This is a genomic window from Streptomyces sp. NPDC091279 (assembly GCF_044757465.1).
Lineage (GTDB): Bacteria > Actinomycetota > Actinomycetes > Streptomycetales > Streptomycetaceae > Streptomyces.
The window spans coordinates 57,468-76,742 of the sequence record NZ_JBIVVA010000006.1 but is presented as its reverse complement, the minus strand read 5'-3'; the positions used below and the strand labels follow the sequence as shown (position 1 = coordinate 76,742).

Annotated in this window: 12 protein-coding genes and 1 pseudogene; 5 read left to right on the top strand and 8 right to left on the bottom strand. The window is 72.9% G+C overall.

Annotated elements, in window-relative coordinates:
• Positions 1-810 precede the first annotated feature (810 nt).
• Positions 811-1,692, bottom strand: coding sequence for a formyltetrahydrofolate deformylase (purU, locus tag ACIQOU_RS16510; protein WP_401537416.1), 882 nt, complete (start codon positions 1,690-1,692; stop codon positions 811-813).
• Positions 1,693-1,741: 49 nt separating this feature from the next.
• Positions 1,742-2,242 (bottom strand): hypothetical protein, encoded by a 501-nt coding sequence (locus ACIQOU_RS16505; RefSeq protein ID WP_401537415.1) that lies wholly within the window; start codon positions 2,240-2,242, stop codon positions 1,742-1,744.
• A 117-nt stretch (positions 2,243-2,359) separates the two neighbouring features.
• Here ACIQOU_RS16505 and ACIQOU_RS16500 point away from each other — a divergent pair, with 117 nt between their 5' ends.
• A complete protein-coding gene (locus tag ACIQOU_RS16500) occupies positions 2,360-3,691 on the top strand; it encodes an ABC transporter substrate-binding protein (RefSeq protein WP_401537414.1) in 1,332 nt (443 codons plus the stop codon).
• Between the two features lie 42 nt (positions 3,692-3,733).
• Here the strand turns inward: ACIQOU_RS16500 and ACIQOU_RS16495 are convergent, their stop codons facing one another.
• On the bottom strand, positions 3,734-5,413 hold the full coding sequence (locus tag ACIQOU_RS16495; protein ID WP_401537784.1) for a hypothetical protein: 1,680 nt from the start codon (positions 5,411-5,413) through the stop codon (positions 3,734-3,736).
• A gap of 655 nt (positions 5,414-6,068) precedes the next feature.
• Positions 6,069-7,454 (bottom strand): transcriptional regulator, encoded by a 1,386-nt coding sequence (locus tag ACIQOU_RS16490; RefSeq protein ID WP_401537413.1) that lies wholly within the window; start codon positions 7,452-7,454, stop codon positions 6,069-6,071.
• Between the two features lie 263 nt (positions 7,455-7,717).
• Between ACIQOU_RS16490 and ACIQOU_RS16485 the strand changes: the two genes are divergently transcribed.
• The 3 genes from ACIQOU_RS16485 to ACIQOU_RS16475 all read left to right on the top strand — a co-directional run bounded on the left by ACIQOU_RS16485 (position 7,718) and on the right by ACIQOU_RS16475 (position 10,967).
• Complete coding sequence (locus ACIQOU_RS16485) at positions 7,718-8,383, top strand: bifunctional DNA primase/polymerase (RefSeq protein ID WP_401537412.1); 666 nt, start codon at positions 7,718-7,720, stop codon at positions 8,381-8,383.
• Between the two features lie 191 nt (positions 8,384-8,574).
• Entirely contained in the window at positions 8,575-9,366 is a 792-nt protein-coding gene (locus tag ACIQOU_RS16480; RefSeq protein ID WP_401537411.1) for an ABC transporter ATP-binding protein, read from the top strand.
• Complete coding sequence (locus ACIQOU_RS16475) at positions 9,363-10,967, top strand: transporter (RefSeq protein ID WP_401537410.1); 1,605 nt, start codon at positions 9,363-9,365, stop codon at positions 10,965-10,967. Before ACIQOU_RS16480 ends, ACIQOU_RS16475 begins: the two co-directional genes overlap by 4 nt.
• An 812-nt stretch (positions 10,968-11,779) precedes the next feature.
• Here the strand turns inward: ACIQOU_RS16475 and ACIQOU_RS16470 are convergent.
• The 3 genes and pseudogenes from ACIQOU_RS16470 to ACIQOU_RS16460 form a co-directional block, all read right to left on the bottom strand.
• Complete coding sequence (locus ACIQOU_RS16470; RefSeq protein WP_401537783.1) at positions 11,780-12,592, bottom strand: alpha/beta fold hydrolase; 813 nt, start codon at positions 12,590-12,592, stop codon at positions 11,780-11,782.
• 927 nt (positions 12,593-13,519) lie between these two features.
• Positions 13,520-13,606 (bottom strand): annotated as a pseudogene (locus ACIQOU_RS16465) (alpha/beta hydrolase); the annotation flags it as partial.
• A 1,458-nt stretch (positions 13,607-15,064) separates the two neighbouring features.
• A complete protein-coding gene (locus ACIQOU_RS16460; protein ID WP_401537409.1) occupies positions 15,065-15,757 on the bottom strand; it encodes a metal-dependent transcriptional regulator in 693 nt (230 codons plus the stop codon).
• Between the two features lie 469 nt (positions 15,758-16,226).
• Between ACIQOU_RS16460 and ACIQOU_RS16455 the strand changes: the two genes are divergently transcribed.
• A complete protein-coding gene (locus tag ACIQOU_RS16455; RefSeq protein WP_401537408.1) occupies positions 16,227-16,982 on the top strand; it encodes an SIS domain-containing protein in 756 nt (251 codons plus the stop codon).
• A 205-nt stretch (positions 16,983-17,187) separates the two neighbouring features.
• On the opposite strand, the gene ACIQOU_RS16450 is transcribed toward ACIQOU_RS16455, so the two are convergent.
• Positions 17,188-18,606 carry a PAS domain-containing protein gene (locus ACIQOU_RS16450; RefSeq protein WP_401537407.1) on the bottom strand — a complete coding sequence of 473 codons (1,419 nt, stop codon included), beginning with the start codon at positions 18,604-18,606 and terminating at the stop codon, positions 17,188-17,190.
• Positions 18,607-19,275 lie beyond the last annotated feature (669 nt).

Sequence of the window (19,275 nt, the reverse complement as noted above, 5' to 3'; positions counted from 1 at the left end):
GTGAGACGGCTGGCCGTCGGCTGAATCCGCGAGGGCATCGGGCTGCGCCCCGGGCGGGGCACGCGAGGTGCATCGGCGACTGCGGGTGCGTGGGGGCTAGTCGCGCAGTTCCCCGCGCCCCTGGGGTCGGACGGCTGGCCGTTGGCTGAATCCGCAGGCGCGGCGCCGTGCCCCTGGGGTGGGGCGGCTGGCCGTCACCCGTATCCCCGACGGCGTCGGGCTGCGCCCCGGGCGGGGGCACGAGGTGCATTCGCGGCTGCCGGTGCGTGGGGGCTGGTCGCGCAGTTCCCCGCGCCCCTTTCGGGGCGCCTGACGCGGGCCCCATCCGCACACCAAACCCCAGCCCACCCAGGGGCGCGGGGAACTGCACACCCACCTCACGGCCAGCCCACCCAAGGGACGCGAGGAACTGCACACCCACCTCACGGCCAGCCCACCCAAGGGGCGCGGGGAACTGCGCGACCCCCCACCCCCTCAGCTTGCCAACAAGGCCCAGGGCCACCCACCCAAGGGGCGCGGGGAACTGCGCGACCGGCCCCCGTGCGCCCGCAGCCGCCGAAGCACCTCGCGTGCCTCCCCACCCGGGGCACAGCCCGACGCCCTCGCGGGTTCAGATGACGGCTGCCCGCCCCACCCAAGGGGCGCGGGGAACTGCGCAACCCCCCACCCCCTCAACCTGCCAACAAGGCCCAGGGCCACCCACCCCAGGGGCGCGGGGAACTGCGCACCCCCCACCCCCTCAGCTTGGCGACAAGGCCCAGGGTCAGCCCACCCCCGGCGCCCCGGGCGCAGGCCCGTAGCCGGGCGGGGTCAGGCGAAGATGACTGTGCGGCGGCCGTTGGGGAGGATGCGGCGTTCCGCGTGCCATTTGACCGCGCGGGCCAGCGCCTGGCATTCCACGTCCCGCCCGATGGCGACAAGCTGCTCCGGCGTCACCCCGTGACCGACCCGCTCGACCTCCTGCTCGATGATCGGCCCCTCATCGAGGTCGGCGGTGACATAGTGCGCGGTCGCGCCGATCAACTTGACCCCGCGCGCATGAGCCTGGTGATACGGCTTCGCACCCTTGAAGCTCGGCAGGAACGAGTGGTGGATGTTGATGATCCGCCCGCTCAGCTGCTTGCACAGGTCGTCGGAGAGCACCTGCATGTACCGGGCGAGCACGACCAGCTCGACGTTCTCCGAACGGACCAGCTCCAGGACGCGCGCCTCGGCCTCGGCCTTGGTGTCCTTGGTCACCGGGATGTGGTGGAAGGGCACGTGGTAGGAGCCGACCAGCTCGGCGAAGTCGTCGTGGTTGGAGACGACGGCGGCGATCTCGACGGGCAGCGCCCCGGTCCGCGCCCGGAACAGCAGGTCGTTCAGGCAGTGTCCGAACTTGCTGACCATGAGGATGACCCGCATCTTCTCCTCGGGCCGGTGGATCTGCCACTCCATGTGGAAGGAGTCACCGATCGCCGCGAAACTGGCCCGCAGCTTGTCCACGGTCACCGGCGACTGGGCGGAGAAGTGGACCCGCATGAAGAACAGCCCGGTGTCGTGGTCGCCGAACTGCTGGCTGTCCTCGATGTTGCAGCCGGTCATGAAGAGGTAGCTCGACACGGCGTGCACGATGCCCTGCTTGTCGGGGCAGGACAGGGTGAGGACGTACTGGTCCGTGGGGGCGGCGGCGGGGCTGGACTGCTCGTTCATGCAGGACAGGGTCCCATATCCGGCCGCCGGGCCGCCGCCGTCGCGGGTGCTACGCGGACCGGGTCATGATCCGCAGGACGTCGAGGGTGCTGGGCGGCACGTCGGGGTCCTCGTTGTCGGCGGTCGCCATCCGGACGTGGGCGTCGCGGGCCGCGCGGACCGCCTCCGGCCACGCCTGGTGATCGACGTACGCGGAGACGGGGGCGTCCGGGCCGACCTGGTGCATGATCCGCAGCACCCGCAGCACGGCGGTGTCGACGAGGGCCGCCTCCTGGGAGTCGCGGAAGATCGTGCCGACGTATTTCTCGGCGGACCAGTTGTCCAGCCAGGTGTCCTCGACGAGCCGGTAGACGGCGTCGGTGACGTCCCCGTAGCCGTCGGCACCGGCCAGCCAGACGTTCTGCTGGAACACCGGGTCGGAGAGCATGTGCAGCGCGGAACGCACGTTGCTGCGCCAGCGCCACCACGGCATGTCGTTCAGTGGCATGCCGCCCATGGTGAGGGAGCGACGGCCGCGACGGGAAGGGTTCTCCGTACCTTGCACGGTCATTGATCGTACGTTCTTCTTGTCGGGAGTCCCAGCGACCCCCGCAATTCACCTTCACGTCACCGTCCACTCACCATCAGTCAGCCCCTGGTTGGCGGGGTGCCGGAAGCGTGGGCGGACATGACTGGCAGGCGACGCACCCGCAGCACCGACCTCCCCGTACCCGTGAGGCACGCCCGGGGCGCCGCCCGAAAAACCCAGCGAGGCTCCGTGCGCGCCGCGTGGGCGCTGGTCGCGGGGGTCTCACTGGTCGCCGGCTGCGGGGTGGTGCCCGGCACGTCGTCGGGCACGGGGGACGACACCGTCACCGTGATGACCTGGGCGCCGTCGGACACCAGCGGCACCAACAAGCCCGGCATGCCCGCGTTCGCGCAGGCCTACGCCCGTTGGATCAACGCCCATGGCGGCCTCGGCGGACGCAAGCTCAAGGTCCTGACCTGCAACGAACGTAACGACAGCGTCGCCGCCGCGGAGTGCGCCCGGCAGGCGGTGAAGCAGAACGTCGTCGCCGTCGTCGGCTCCTACAGCCTGTACGCCGAGTCGTATCTGCCCACCCTGGAGGGCGCCGGCATCCCCTACATAGGCGGCTACGGCGCGACGAACGCGGAGTTCACCAGCCCGTTGTCGTATCCGGTCAACGGCGGTCAGCCGACCCTGCTGGCCGGGCTCGGCCGGGAACTCGCCGGTGACTGCGGGCCCGTCGTGCTGGTCCGCCCCGACACCATCAGCGGCGACGAGCTGCCCCCGATGCTCGACTCCGGCCTCAAGGCGCGCGACCACGGCGCGGCGATCGACGAGCGGGCCGCCGACGACACCACCGAGTACGCGACGCCCTCGACGCGCGCCCTGACGGCCGCGAGCGCCGACCCGCTGCGGAAGGGGTGTGTGATCCCGGCGCTCGGCGACAGCACCGGCACCTTCATGGACTCCTTCCGCCGCGCCCGCGACACCTACCCCGCGGTCCGCACGGCGGCCACCCTCGGCAACGTCGACCAAACGGTGATCAACGCGTCCGGCGGCGCGTCCAGCCCGTACGAGGGCGCCTACGTCACCGGCTGGTACCCGGCCTCGTCCGACGCGCGCTGGGCCACCATGAAGAAGGCGATCAGCGAGCAGGCGTTCGACGACAACCGCATCGACCCGGCGGACGCGGGCGTGCAGACGACATGGATCGCCTACACCGTCCTGAAGGCCGTCGTCGAGTCGCTCGGCGACGGCGACGTCACCCCGGAGACCGTGCGGCACGCCCTGAACGGCGGCCTCAAGGTCACCACCGGCGGCCTCACTCCCACCCTCCAGTGGGGTTTCCAGGGCAAGTTGGCGTCCATCGGCCTGTCCCGTCTGGTCAACACGGAGGTGACCCTCCAGGTGGTCAGGAACGGCCAACTGGTGCCCGCCCGCAAGGGGTTCACGAACGTGACGGACACCCTGAAGGACGCCGACGTCGACTGACGTGCCGTGCGGTCACGGTCGGGTCGGTCGCCGTCGGGTCGGTCACAGTTGGGTGGGCTGACGCTCCGTCAGGCCGTAGGTCTTGGCGATCGCGTTCCACAACGTGGCCGCCTCGGCCTTCTGTTGGGACGCGGTGCCGCTGGCCGCGTTGCCCGCCCTGGTCTGCCCGGTGGCGCGGGCCTGGCCCTTGTGGCAGCCCTTCTTGCCGGACGCCTGGTCGGCCCAGGACGCGTAGTGGTTGTCGGCGGACGCGGAGGCCTGCCACGCCTTGGTGAGCGCGGCCGTCAACTCGGCGTGCCCGGCGAGCTGGTCGACGGAGAGCCCGGACAGCCGCGTCACCAGCTCGTTGCGCTGCTTGGCCGCGTCCCGCAGGTCGGAGGCGGCGTCGTCGAGGTTGCGGCAGGCCTTCACCGCGGCAACGGCGTTGATCACCGACGTCCGGCTGTCACCGCTGTCGGCGAGCAACGCGTCGAGGGCGACGGCCTGTTCCTTCGCCGGATCGCTGGACGGCGAGGCGGAGTCGCTCGCCGGTGCCGTCGCGGAGACCGTCTGGTTGCTGTCGTCGCCGCCCCCGCTGAAGAGGGCGCCCGCGCCCACCCCGAGCACGACGATGCCCACGCCGATGGCCGCGATGACCGGCACCCGGGAGCGCGGTTTTCCGCCGGACTGAGCCGGTGGCTGCTGGTGCCGGGCGGCGCGGGGCGGCGGGGCGGGCTGCGGCAGCTGCTGCGTCGTACCGGCCGGGCGCTCGCCGCGGAACAGGTTGTCGAACTCGGCGGGCGGCTGCCGTTCCCCGCCGTACGACGGTTCCGCGGGCACCGGCGGGATGTACTGGGTGGCCTGCGCGTCCGGCCCGGCGCCGACCTCGGGGGGCAGCGCACCGGGTCCGACGGGCGGGATCAGCTGCGTGGCGCCCTCGCCGGCCGGGATCGGCGGGATCAGCTGGGTGGCGCCCTCGCTCTCGGCGGGGGGCGGAAGGTACTGGTTGGCCCGTTCGTCGTTGGTGACGGGCGGGATGTACTGGGTCGCCCCTTCCCCGGCCAGCGGGGGCAGGGGCGCACCGAAGCTCGGGGGAGCACCGGCCGGGGCGTCCGCGCCCGGGGCATATGCGCCGGACCCGGTGGCCGTGCCCGGCCCGTAGGCATCGGGGCCGGTGGGCAGGGGCTGCCCGTAGGGGTCGGCGCCGGGGGGCGTGCCGTAAGCCGGGGGCGCGGGGTAGGGGTCGGCGCCGGGGGCAGCGCCGGGCGGCATGGCCCCGCCGGCCCCCGCCGGAGCGCCGTACTGCGCCGGTGCGCCGTAGGTGCCCGAACCGCCGTTCTGGGCGGGCGCGTTGTACGGGTTGGGGGTGCTGTCCTGGTGGGGTGCGCCGTAGGAGTCGGGGCCACCGGTCTGCTGCGGGGCGGGCGCGCCGTACGCGTCCGGTCCGCCGCCCTGGTTCTGGGCGGGTGCGCCGTAGGTGTCCGGGCCGCTCTGTCCGGTGGGGGTCCCGTAGGAGTCGGGGGCGCCCTGCTGGGCGGGGGTCCCGTAGGGGGCCGGGCCGTCGTTCCCGGTGGGGGTCCCGTAGGGGTTGGGGGTCCCGTACGGGTGGTCCGACGTCCCGTAGGGGCCGGGTGCCCCGTACTGGCCCGGGGTCCCGTAGGGGTCGGGGTTGGCCGGCGGGAGGGGCGTGGACTGCTGAGGGAGGGGAGCGGACTGCTGGGCGGCCGACGGCTGCCGGGGTATCGGCGGGCGGTCCGGTATCGCCGGGGAGTTGTCGTACGACGTGCCGTACGGCGCCGGGGCCTGGGGCGACTCCGGGGGCAGGGAACGCGGGCCCTGCGGGTCGGGGGCGCGCCACTGCGGGGACGACGACATGCCCCACCCCTCGTCCTGCGGCGGGGCCGGATTCGGGTGCTGGTGCTGGTGCTGGTGCGGTGACTGGTCGGGACCCCACGGGTCACCCCAGGTCTGGCCGCCGGACGGCGCGGGGGCCGACGCGGACTGCTGAGCGCCCTGGCCGCCATAACCGTTCGAACTGCCCTGACCATGGGGGCCGTTGGGGCCACCCGGGCCGGGAGAGCCGTAGCCGCCGCCACCGGCGCCACTGCGGCCGGGGTCGCGGGGCGGGCCGCCGTAGCCGCCCTGCATGCCCGGCAGCAGGGGCTCTCCGCCGTCGGACGGCAGCACGATGCCTTCGCGCGGCTGCCGTGCCGAGGGCTCCTCGCCCTGTCCACTCTGCGTCACCGGGACTCCTACGAATGGGGGACCTTGTGAATCGTCGGGTCACGCTACCGGGTCCCCAGAGCACCGTGCCACGCAGCTCAAACCTCAACCTCCTTGGCTGTGACGGCGGTAACAGGCCGGTTCCCCCTGCGGAAACCGGCCGTTGGGCGTCGGTTCACGCGGCGGCCTGCAACTCCAGCCGTGCTCCGAACTCCCGTACCACGGGCTCCTCCCGGTAGGGCTCCAGACGGGTCTGGAGGTCGTCGAGGTAGTCGGCGCCCCGGTTCGACCGTACGGAGGCGAGGAGTTCGACCGCCTTGAGGCCGGTGTGGCAGGCCTGTTCGATCTCCCGCTGCTGCACCTGCGCGCTGGCCAGCAGCACATAGCCGATGGCCCGGCGCCTGGCCCGCGACTCGGGGTGCCCGGACAGCGACTCCCGCGCGCACCGCGCCGCCGCCTCGGCCTGCCCCAGGTCCCGGTGACAGTGCGCCAACTCGTCGGCCAGGTACGCCGCGTCGAAGTGCGCGATCCACGCCGGGTCGTCCCCGGACTCCGGATCGGCGGACTCCAACGCCGTCACCGCGCGCCCGGACGCCACCTGCGCCGCCCGCGCGTCCCCGAGCAGCGCGTGGCCACGGGCCTCCGCCGCGTGGAACATCGCCTCCGCGCGCGGCGTCACCCGCCCGCGTGCGCCCTCCTGCGCGGCGCGCGCCAACTGCGCGATCTCACGCGGGTTCCCGAGCTGCGCGGCGAGATGACTCATGGACGCGGCGAGCACATAGCCGCCGTACCCCCGGTCCCCCGCCGCCTGGGCGAGCCGCAGCGCCTGGATGTAGTACCGCTGCGCCAGGCCCGGTTGACCGGTGTCGACGGCCATGTACCCGGCGAGTTCGGTGAGTCGGGCCACCGCGGCGAACAGGTCACGTCCGACCGCCTCCCGGTAGGAACCGGCGAGCAGCCCCGACACCACACTGTTGAGGTAGTGCACGACGACCGGGCGCACATGCCCGCTCCCGTACTGATGGTCGAGGTCGACGAGTGCCTGGGTCATCGCCCGCACCGCCGACACGTCGCCCTGTCCGACCCGTGGCCCCGCCGAACGCGCCACCTGCCCGTCCGGCGCCGAGATCAGCCAGTCACGGCTCGGTTCGACCAGCGCGGACGCGGCGACCGAGGAGCCGGACAGGAAGTCCCGGCGCCCCACGTCACTGCGCCACAGCTCGCAGACCTGCTCGATGGCGCCCAGCACCGTCGGTGAGAACTGCAAGCCCACGCCCGACGCGAGGTTCTTGCCGTTGGCCATGCCGATCTCGTCGATCGTGACCGTACGGCCGAGCTTGCGGCCCAGCGCCTCCGCGATGATCGCGGGAGCGCGGCCCCGCGGCTGCTGTCCGCGCAGCCAGCGCGCCACGGACGTCTTGTCGTAGCGGAGGTCGAGTCCGTGCTCGGCACCGCACATGTTGACCCTGCGAGCGAGCCCGGCGTTCGAGCAGCCCGCTTCCTGGATGAGCGCCTGCAACCGTTCGTTCGGTTGTCGCGCGACGAGTGGCCTCGCGGCCATGGTGCACCCCCTGCGAAACCCTGGAGCGAAAAGATCCGGCCTGGAAGATCAATGCCCCGCAAACAGGACGAAAATGCGAGGCTTGCACGGATTGCCGGGGTAGTGGCGGATGCCGTCCCCCCACTCCTGGCTACCCCGCGCCGTCCGCGGAATCTCCTACGCGCCCCTGCACGTGCACTCATGCGCCCCGATCGCGGAATCGATGCGCCTCCCCCGCGCGCGGGCCGCCCGTAACTCCAGGTGGGTGCGGGAGTTGAGTGGGCGTGGACGAGACGATCGCTGGTACCGAAGCCGCCCCCCAGACCCCGCGGATTCCGACGCAGCGCGGGGAATCGCTGCTGGAGACCGCCGTGCGCTACGCCGAGGAACGTCACTGGGACGTCGTTTCCGGCACCTGGCTGGAAGCGGTCGAGGGGGTGCAGCGGTGCTCCTGCGGCGACCTGGCGTGCGCCGCTCCCGGCGCGCACCCGGCGCGTGCGGACTGGGCCGCGCGGGCGACGGGCAGTGCGACGGTGGCTCGGCGGATGTGGGCCGACGCGCCCGACGCGTCGATCCTGCTGCCGACGGGGCGGACGTTCGATGCGATCCGGGTCGCGGAGAGTGCGGGGTTCTTGGCGTTGGCGCGGCTGGAGCGGATGTCGTTGACGCTCGGGCCCGTCTCGTTGGCGCCGGATCGGCGGATGCACTTCTTTGTGTTGCCGGGGGCCGGGGTGAAGGTCCCTGACCTGGTGCGACGGTCGGGGTGGGCGCCGGGCTCCCTCGACCTGACGGTCCTGGGTGAGGGGTCGTATGTGGCGGCGGCGCCTACCCGGGTGGGGTCCCGGGGGGCCGTCCAGTGGGCCTGCCGGCCCACGCCGGTCAACCGGTGGTTGCCGGATGCGGAGGAGCTGGTACCGGCGTTGGCGTACGCCTGCGGGCGGGATCGGTAGACGCCCACCGGGGCGCCGGGGGCGGTTCGTCGGCGGGTGCGGGTACGTCGTGGTTTTGTCGCGCCCGCGCGGCGGAGGCGCATATCGATACAGGCCCGCGTCCCTCAACGGCGTTGTTGTAGGCGTTGGTTGCACGTTCGGGACCGATTGTCGCCAGGGATAGGGGAGTTGTGGCGTCGTAGGGTCTGTGTATGACGTCTGATGGTGTGGTGGGAACGGCTGCTGTACGTGTGCGGGGGCTCTGGAAGCGGTTCGGGCAGCAGATTGCTGTGGGTGGGGTGGATCTGGAGCTGCCTGCGGGGAAGTTCATCGGGCTGGTGGGGCCCAACGGGGCCGGGAAGACGACGACGCTGTCCATGGTGACGGGGTTGTTGCGGCCCGATCAGGGGAGCGTCGAGGTGGCCGGGCACGACGTGTGGCGGGACCCGGTGGCGGTGAAGTCGCGGATCGGGGTGCTGCCCGAGGGGCTGCGGCTCTTCGAGCGGCTGTCGGGACGTGAACTGCTCGCGTATTCAGGGCGGTTGAGGGGCCTGCCGGGTACCGAGGTCGACAAGCGGGCCACCCAACTCCTCGACGTGCTCGACCTCGCGGGCGCCCAGCACAAGCTGGTCGTCGACTACTCGACCGGCATGCGGAAGAAGATCGGGCTCGCCGCGGCCCTCCTGCACAATCCCGAAGTGCTGTTCCTGGACGAGCCGTTCGAGGGCGTCGACCCGGTCTCCGCGCAGACCATCCGGGGCGTTCTTGAGCGGTACACCGGCTCCGGCGCCACCGTCGTCTTCTCCTCCCACGTGATGGAACTCGTCGAGTCCCTCTGCGACTGGGTCGCCGTCATGGCCGCCGGCCGCATCCGCGCCCACGGCACCCTCGCCGAAGTACGCGGCGACGCAACGTCGTTGCAGGCCGCGTTCCTCGAACTGGTCGGCGCCGGCGGCCGGGACGCCGCCTCCGACCTGGACTGGCTGGGCGGCGGCGCCCGATGACGACCACCGGCTCAACTCCCCTCACCCTCACCGTCGTTCAGCTGAAGCTGACGTTGTTGCGCAACGGGCTGCGGCAGTCGGGCGGACGGCGGGCCGCGTTCGTGACGTCCACCGTGCTGGTGCTGCTCTTCGCCGCGCTCCAACTGCTGGGCCTGATCGCGCTGCGCGGGTCCGCGCACGTCGCGTCCCTGGTGGTGCTCCTGGTGGCGGTGCTGGCGCTCGGCTGGGCGGTGATGCCGCTGTTCTTCCCGAGCGGCGACGAGACGCTCGACCCGACCCGTCTGGTGATGCTGCCGCTGCGGCCCCGGCCGCTGGTGCGGGCGCTGCTCGTGTCGTCCCTCGTGGGCATCGGACCGCTGTTCACGCTCTGCCTGCTGGCCGGTTCGGTGATCGACCTCGCGCGGGGCACGGCGGCGGTCGTCGTCGCCGTACCGGCCCTCGCGCTGGCGCTGCTGGTGTGCGTGGCGCTCGCGCGGGCCGTGGCCGCCGCCAACATCCGGCTGCTGTCCAGCCGCAGGGGCCGCGATCTGGCGGTGCTGAGCGGCCTGGTCATCGCGGTCGGCGCGCAGCTCGTCAACTTCGGTGCCCAGCACCTCGGTTCGAGCGGGCTCGGCCAACTCGACCCGCTGGCCGAGGTGTTGAGGTGGGTGCCACCGGCGTCGGCGATCGCGGCGGTGGACGCGGTGAGCGCGGGCGCGTACGGCGAGGCCGCCGCTCAACTCGCGCTTTCCGTAGCCGCGTTGATCGCCCTGCTCACCCTCTGGGAACGGCATCTGACCCGCCTGATGACGGCGCCCGACGGTTCCACCCTGGACGCCGCCGGCAGTACGGCCGCCCGTGAGCGTCCCTCCGGGGGCCTCGCGCGGCTGTTGCCCGGCGGCCGCACCGGCACGGTCATGGAACGCAGTCTGCGGTACATCTGGCGCAACCCGAAGACCAAGGCGGCCTGGGTGACCTCGCTGGCCATCGGGCTGATCGTGCCGGTGTTCAACGCGTTGCAGGGCACCGGTTCGGTCTACTTCGCCTGCTTCGCCGCCGGCATGCTCGGCATGCAGATGTCCAACCAGTTCGGGCAGGACACGTCCGCGTTCTGGATGGTCGCGGCGACGATCTCCGACACCCGGGACGCCTACGTCGAACTGCGGGGAAGGGCGCTGGCGTTGCTGGTCATCACGCTGCCGTACACGACCCTGGTGACCGTCCTGACGGCCGCGCTGCTCGGCGCGTGGGGGCGGCTGCCGGAGGTGCTGGGGCTGTCGTTGGCGCTGCTCGGCATGATGCTGGCGACCGGGGCGTGGACGTCGGCCCGGTTCCCGTACTCCATCCCCCAGGAGGGCTACAAGAACGTCGTCCCCAGCCAGGCGGGCCTCGCCTTCCTCTCCATCTTCGGCGGCATGATCGCGGCGGCCCTCCTCGCCTCCCCGGTCATCGCCCTGACCATCTGGCTCAACGTGACCCCGCACGGCGACCCCTACACCTGGCTCCTCCTCCCCCTGGGCGCGGCATACGGAGCGGCCACCGCCTGGGCAGGCCTGAAACTGGCGGCCCCCCGCACGGCAACGAAACTCCCGGAAATCCTGACAGCCGTCAGCCAGGGGTAAGGCCCTGGCCTCGGGGGGCGGGGGCCTTACCCCTGCCCCAGGGGGCGGGGCGGTACCGCCGTCCCGGGAGGCGGGGTCGTCCTGCCGACCCCAGGGGGCGGGGCGGTACCGCCGTCCCGGGGGGGCGGGGTCGTCCTGCCGTCCCAGGGGGTGTGGTCGCCCTACCGCCCCCAGAGGACGTGGTGATCCCGGCACCCCAAGGCGCGGGGCGGTCCCGCCGTCCCAGGAGGCGTGGTCGCCCTACCGCCCCCAGAGGACGTGGTGATCCCGGCACCCCAAGGCGCGGGGCGGTCCCGCCGTCCCAGGAGGCGTGGTCGCCCTACCGACCCCAGAGGACGGGGTGATCCCGCCGCCCCAGGGCGCGGGGCGGTACCGCCGCCCCAAGGGGCGGGGTGGTCCTGCCGACCCCAGAGGACGTGGTGATCCCGCCGCCCCAAGGCGCGGGGCGGTACCGCCGCCCCAGGGGGCGGGGTGGTCCTGCCGACCCCAGAGGACGGGGTGATCCCGCCGTCCCAAGGCGCGGGGCAGTCCCGCCGTCCCAGGGGGCGGGGTGGTCCTGCCGACCCCAGAGGACGTGGTGATCCCGCCGTCCCAAGGCGCGGGGCGGTCCCGCCGTCCCAAGGCGCGGGGTGGTTCTGTCGTCCGGCGGTTCCGGTGCGTCCTTCCGGGGTGGTCGGTGGGTCGCGGTCCGGTGGGTCCAGCGGGGGGGGAGGGTCGCCTGACGGGGGCGGAACGTCGTTCCAGGCAAGGGAGTTGGGCGGGCCCGGGGTCCTGTCGGGCGGACGGGGAGGTGGGTGACCCGGGCGGGGGCGTCAGCTTGTCAGGTCGGTCAGGATGGTGTTCAGGAACGGTTCGATGGCCGTTCGCCAGGCCTCGGGCTGGTCGTAGTGGACGAGGTGACCGGCGTCGGCGACCTCCGCGTACTGGCCGCGTGGCAGGACCCGGACCATCTCCTGGGCCTCGGCTCGGCCCAGTTCACCGTCGAGGCCGCGCACGACCAGGGCGGGGCACTGGACCTGCGCCAACTCCTCCCAATGGGCGTCGTAGACCCACGTCTCACGGGACTTGAGCATCTGCTCGGGTTCGAAGACGGGGTGCCAGCCGTCCTGCGCCTCCCGCATCACCTCCGCGTAGAACTCACCCCGCGCGCGATGCGGACGTTCCACCCACGGATCGTCCTCGCCGAACCACTTGCGGACGTCGGCCAGCGTGGCGAACGGGACGGGCCACGCCCGGAACCAGTCCGCCCACTCCCGCTGCGAGGCGGCGCCCAGCGCGGAGGCCCGCATGTCCAGAATGATCAAACCCCGGACCAGGTCAGGGCGTTTGGCCGCGAGCTGCCAGGCCGTCAGCGCGCCCATCGCGTGGCCGACGACGACGGCGGGACCGAGCCCGAGTTGCTCCAGGGCGGCCTCCGCGTCCTCGACGTACGCGTCGCGGGTGAAGGCGGCACTCGGCGGCTTCTCGCTCTGCCCGTGGCCGCGCTGGTCGAGCGCCACCGCGCGGAACCGCCCGGACAGCCAGCGCGCGGTGGACGCCCAGTGCGAGGCCCGGCCCATCAGACCGTGCAGGAGGAGGACGCCCGGGGTGGTGGCCGGGTCCAGGTCCTGGCCCTGGTCCGACATCAGGGTGGGGTCGAAGGAGGAGCCCCGGCCGGTTCCCGGACGGCCGGGGCAGGGCGGGACCGCTCGCCTCGACGCCGGGAAACCGGGATCGGACGGGATACCCCGGGGGCGGGACGGGGCACCGGGGGCGGGAGTGGGAGTGGGAGTGGGGTCGGGAGTGGGAGCGGTGCCGGTGCCGGTGCCGGTGCCGGGGAGCGTGCGTCGGCTCGGTGCCGGGAGGGTGGGGTCGGGGTCGGGGGCGGCGTTGTGAGTGGGGGCGGCTTCGGGGCCGGGGGCGGCGTTGCGAGTGGGGGCGGCTTCGGGGCCGGGGGCGGCGTTGTGAGTGGGGGCGCCCTCGTGGCCAGCGGCGCCCTCGTGGCCGGGGACACCCTCACGGCCGAAGACACCTTCATGGCCGGAGACACCCTCACGGCCGAGGGCACCCTCGCGGCCGGAGACACCCTCACGGTCGAGGGCACCCTCACGGCCAGAGACACCCTCACGGCCGGAGACACCTTCATGCGAAGGGGCGCTTCCGTGCGAGGGGGCGCCTTCATACGAAGGGGCGCTTTCAGGACCGGGGTCAGCCTCATGACCGAGGTCCCCCTCGCAACCGGCATCGCCCTCGCGCCCGCGCCGCGGCTTCAGCTCCGTCTCCGGAGAGTCAGGGGTCGGCCGCGTCCCCGGCGAGCCAAGGCCAGGTCGCTCCCCCGGGCAGCCACCACCCGGCCGCTCCCCCGGCGAGTCAGGACCGGGCCGCTCCTCCAGCCCCGCCCGCCCCAGCTGCCCCGCCCGCCCCTCCCGGCCCGCACTCACGGAACCGGGATCAGGTGGAGCCCCGCGTTCCGCCCCGGGCAGGCCGGGATCAGATGGGGCGCCCCCGCCTGCGGAGTGTCGTTGCGCCGCAGTCCGGTCCGCCGTCTGTTGCTGCTCCGGCACCAGCAGCCTCGCCGGGGCCTCCTTCGGCGGGTCTCCGAACTCCCACGCGGCGAGGCGTACGCCGCCCGCGCCGATCACCTCGATGCGCCGCGCCATTGGGTTCTGGCACCCCCTCGCTCCGCCGGTACCGCTCCCGATCGATCTGGCCTTCCGGGCCGTCGCCCGGTGAACCGCTCTGCCTCTGCCGCCGTTCCGCACCCTCCGTCGCACGGAGTCCGCCGCCGTACCGCGACCTCCGCCGCAGGGGGTCCGCTGCCGCACGCAGTCTGCCGCCCTATGGAATTCACCGTCATACGGAGTTCACCGTCGCCCGAAGTCCCGCTGCCGTTCGAAGCCCTGCCGTCGTCCGAGGTCCCGCCGCCACCCGAAGTCTGGCCGCCGCCCGAAGTCCTGCTGCCACCCGAAGTCTGGCCGCCGTCCGAAGTCCCGCTGCCGTTCGAAGCCCTGCCGCCGTACGAGGTCCCGCCGTCGTTCGAGGTCTCGCCGCCGCCCGAAGTCTGGCCGCCGCCCGAAGTCCCGCAGTCGTCCGAGGTCCCGCCGCCACCCCAAGCCCCGCCGCCCGAAGTCTGGCCGCCAACCGAGGTCCCGCCGCCGCCCGAGGTCCCGCCGCCACCCCAAGCCTCGTCGTCGTCCGAAATCCGCCATCGCTCGAAGTCCCTCCGTCGTACGGAGTCCGCCGGTCGTACGGGGTCGGAGTCGGAGCCCGCCGTCGCACGGAGTCCGAGCCCGCCGTCGTCGCCCGGCAGCTGCGTCTGCCTCTGCCGTCCTGCGGAGCCTGGGTCTGAGTCTGCCGTCCCACGACGGCCGCCGACCATGGTGCGTGCCCCCAACGGAGCAACAGATTATCGAACGCGTATTCGGAGATGCTCTTTTTGCGGCCAACACCCCTCGTTCGAGTGACGCCTCTGAAGGAATGATCGCCACCGCCCGGGGGAGATCTTCAGCGGGAGGCGGACCGCTCGGGGAAAACGGTCCGAAGGGGATGACCCTGGGAGCTCGGGGCTCCGGGTCAGCACAGGGGAGGACAGGCCCCGGCGCCGCTCAGCGCCGGGGCCTTCTCCATGTCTGCGGCACATCCTCCCGCCCCCTCACGGTCATATGCCTCTCGCGCAAGCCTGGCACGCGAAGCGCCCGAGCGCTGCGATTCGACGGACAGAATTCTGGATTCGACGAGATCTTCGACGCGATCCCCGCCGAACGCCCCGGAGACCTCAACTCCCCCTCACAGCAAGCAAGTTGACCCACGCCCCGGTGAGCGCGCCCCTCCGCGACCTCCGTACGGGTCGCCATCCCGCGCACCCCGAGCGAACAAACCGCCCCCGGCCAGGCAAACCGCCCCGCCCGAGCCGACCCAGCGGCCTACCTCGCCCAGCCGCAGCCCCAGCCCCGATCGCAGCCGACGCCGGCTTCAGCTCCTGGCGTCACCGCCGACGCCGTCGAAACCCGGCGTCACCGTCCGCACCTGGCGCCAGCTCCCCTGCTCGCGCAGCACCAGCTTCCCTGCTCGCGCCCGGCGTCAGCGCCCCGTCCCGGCCCGGCGGCCGTCGCCCGGCGTCAGCGCTTGGCGACGAAGACGTGGGAGGCGACGTCGGAGTCCAGCTCGGCCGCCTCGCCGCCGCTGCCGACCAGCACCCCGCCCGCCGACTCCGTCACGCTGACCACCGAACCGGGCTGCACGCCCGCCCGACGCAGCGTGTACATCAGCTGAGCGTCGGTCTGGATGGGCTCGCCGATGCGGCGGACCACGACCGTCTTGCCCTCGGCGCCCGGGTCGAGGTCGGCCAGCGAGACCATGCCCGCGTCCAGGAACGGGTCCGCGCCGTCCTTCTCGCCCAGCTCCTCAAGGCCCGGGATCGGGTTGCCGTACGGCGACTCGGTGGGGTGCCTCAGCAGCTCCAGCACGCGGCGCTCGACGGCCTCGCTCATCACGTGCTCCCAACGACAGGCCTCGGCGTGCACCTGCTCCCACTCCAGGCCGATCACGTCGACCAGCAGGCACTCGGCGAGCCGGTGCTTGCGCATCACGCGGGTGGCGAGCCGACGGCCCTCGTCGGTGAGGTCCAGGTGGCGGTCGCTGGCGACGGACACCAGGCCGTCCCGCTCCATGCGGGCCACGGTCTGGCTGACGGTGGGGCCGCTCTGGTCCAACCGTTCGGCGATCCGGGCGCGCATGGGGACCACACCTTCCTCCTCCAGCTCAAGGATGGTGCGGAGATACATCTCCGTGGTGTCGATCAGTCCGGACATTGGTGCCCCTCGATGAGATCTGCCGGAAGCGCGGCGGCTTCCCGGCGCGTGCGCTGGCCCTGACGTCAATTCTGACGCATACCACTGACAACCGTGCCGTGCCCGAAGACCACGGGCCTCGGGACGGGACACGCCGGAGCGGTGCACGGCGTCCGAGCGGGTACGGCGCGGGCGTGCGGCCCACCGTACGCCCGTATTGACAGGGCACTGGTCCAGACCGCACGGTGATCCGCGACACAAGCACGACCCGCGCGTGCGCCAGGGGTGCGAGCAGGGCCGGGACACGGGCGGGAACGGGCGGGACACGGGCGGGATACGGGCAGGGGCAGCGGTAGGAGCGCGCATCCCAACCCGAGAACCCGTTCCGCACGCGACGCACGCACGCGTGTGCGCACGTACGCACGCGGCACCCTCAGTTCACGCAGCACCCGCAAGCACCCGCAGCGCACGCAGCCGCGAAAGGACCCGCATGAGCGACGCCACACTGGCCGGGCAGTTCTTCGACGCCGCGATCGACCTGCTGCGGCGGGCGCGCGACGAGGAGGCCGACCGCATCGCCGAGGCGGGCACGCTGCTCGCGGACACGGTGGCGTCGGGGGGCCGATTGTTCGCGTTCGGCGCGGGTCACTCGTCGCTCGCCGCGCAGGACGTCGTCTACCGGGCCGGTGGCCTCGCCCTGATGAACCTGCTCGCGGTGCCCGGTGTCGTCGGCGTCGACGTCATGCCGGCCACCCTCGGCTCCGCCCTGGAACGCGTCGACGGCCTCGCCGGTGCCGTTCTCGACACCTCGCCGCTCCGCGCGGGCGACGCCCTGGTGATCATCTCCCTGTCCGGACGCAACGCGCTCCCCGTGGAGATGGCCATGAACGCCCGCGCCCTCGGCATCAAGGTCATCGGCGTGACGTCGGTGGCCTACGCCTCGGAGACGACGTCCCGGCACAGTTCGGGGACGTATCTCAAGGACCACTGCGACGTCGTTCTGGACTCGAAGATCGCGGTCGGCGACGCGGAACTCGCCGTCGACACCATCCCGGCCCCCTTCGCCCCCGCCTCCACGGTCGTCACGTCGGCCCTGCTCCAGGCGGTCGTGGCAACGGCGGCGGCGACCCTGGCCGACCGGGGCATCGAACCCCCGCTGCTGCGCTCCGGCAACGTCGACGGCGGCCACGAGTGGAACGGCCGCGTGTTCACGGAGTACGGCGACCGGATCTTCTACCGCCGATAGCCGGGCCGGGACCGGTTCAGTTCCCGGTCGTTTCCCGGAAGCCGGGCCCCGGGAAACGAACCGCACGCACGCGTACCCCCACCACAAACCGCACGCACGCGTGGCTCCACCACAAACCGCACGCACGCGTACGTGCCCGAAACGGCATCCACGCGCGCGTGCGCACAAGGAGGCGCCGCGAGCCGAGTGCTCCGGCCCCGGCCTCCTACCCCCGCCGCTCCTCGCGCCCGACCACTCCCGCCAGGTCCAGCGCGCCCGCGATGCGGACGGCGACGTCCTCCGCGTACGCCGCGTCGCCTCGTTCGAACTGGGTGCGGCCCGCGCCTCGCAGGAACGTTACGACGCCCAGCGTGCGGCCCCGGCTGCGCAGGACCGCGCACAGGGCGTGCACCGCGTCCGGCGGCCAGCGGCGGGACGTCGCCCAGCTCTGGGCCTGTTCGGGCGGGGCCGCGCCGAACCCGGCCCGCACCGACCCCGCGCGCTCCACGCACTGGAGAGCCGGGTGGCTGGGCCCGTAGCGGACCGGGAGCCCGGCGCGGCCGGTGAGCAGGCTGGGCCCGGGACCGCCCGAGGGCGTCGCGGCGACCCGGACCAGCCGGACCGGGCCCGTCGTCTCGCCGTCGGCGAGGGAGCCGCCCGCGACCCGGTCGATGAGGGCGTGGTCGGCGAACCCGGCGAGGGCGAAGTCGAGGTGGACGGTGGCGGCCTCGGCGGGGTCCTCGCACTCGGCGGCGGCCCGCGCGGCGCGGTGCAGCTGGTTGGAGCGGAAGCGCAGCAACGCCGCCTCCTGCTCGCCCTGTTTGGCCTCGGTGACGTCCTCGAAGACCCACCCGACCCCGAGCGGAACCGGTTCTTCCGCAAGCGGCGAGGACAGCCGTACGAACCCGCTCCGCCAGCACCGGCGCTGCTCGCCCTCGGCGGTGCGCACGCCGACCCAGAACTCGGCGAGCGCGGGCGGCGCGCCCTCCGCCAGCACATGGGTGAGGGCGCTCTCCAGCTCCTCGACGCCGTGTGCGAGGAGGTCGCCGAGGGGGCGGCCGAGGGTGGCGGTGCGGCCGACACCGAGCGCGCGCGCCGCGTGCGCGTTGACGACGGCGGGGCGCAGGTCGGCGTCGATGAGGACGACGCCCCAGGAGGCGTCCTCGAAGAGGGCCTCGCTCAGGGCGATCGAACGCTCCAGGTCGATCTGGGTGTGCACCTCGCTGAACGCGCAGTACACGCCGGCCGGTCCCCCGTCGGGGCCGCGTACGGCGGCCGACTGGGTGCGCACCAGCACCCGCCCGCCGTCCTTGGTGAGCAGCGCGAACTCGTGCACCTGGCGGCCGGACGCGTCCATGGTGGACATCAGGCGCCGTTCGACCTCCTCGGCGTCCGCCGGGCGCACGGCCCAGTCCGCGAACCCCTTGCGGCCGACGGCCTCGGTGGGGCTCCAGCCGAGGATGCGCTCGGCCTCGCGGTTCCAGTGGGTGACGACGCCGTCGGCGTCGAACGCGCACAGTGCCGCATCCATGCCGTCGAGCAGCGCGGCCAGCAGATCGGAGCCGTCGGGGCCCTCGGGCCCGGCCGGTTCGGGCTCGTCGGGGCCCACCGCGTCGGTGGTCCCACCACGCTGGGAAGCACTCACCTGGACCCCCTGCCAAGCTGCGTCCGCACGTACGGCGCGTCGGTTCGCTCACTCGCCATCATCTAACTGGAACGTGACGCAGCACACATCGAGTTCCCCGAGATTGGAGGGGAATCGTTGCGTCACACCGCGCTGGTCCCCGCCTCCTTCAGCCTCAGTCGATCAGTCACCTGTTCAGCGAACATCCGCGTACCCGCGCGCGTCAACGGGGCACCGAGGATCAGGGGGGCGCACGGAACCAAGGGCCGCCTGTGAGGCCTGGGAGCGCCGGAGGAGGGCCCGGGCAGACCCCGGAAAAAAACGGTTGATCGAGGAACGAGGTGTTCTTAAGGTGATGCGTACACGAGAAGGGAGGTGGTTCGGCAGATGTATGAGAACCGGACGCGTGAGGTGGCTGCGGGCTAGCGGCCCGTCACCCCACCGAGTGCGGTGCCGGACCCGCACGTGAACGACGCGTGCAGCCGGCCCAATCCCAGCAGTCACCCGACCCGCGAGTTCGCCGGTACGTCCGGCCGGCTCCCACGCCGACAGGCGCGGGAACCCGAACTCGCGGGTCGTCTGCGTCTCCCCCGGACCCCGGGGGGCCTTCAGTGGACGCCCCCGCCGATCGACTCCTTAAAGCTTGCGTCGCCCCTCAAGGCTTGCGTCGATCCTTAAGGCTTGCGTCGC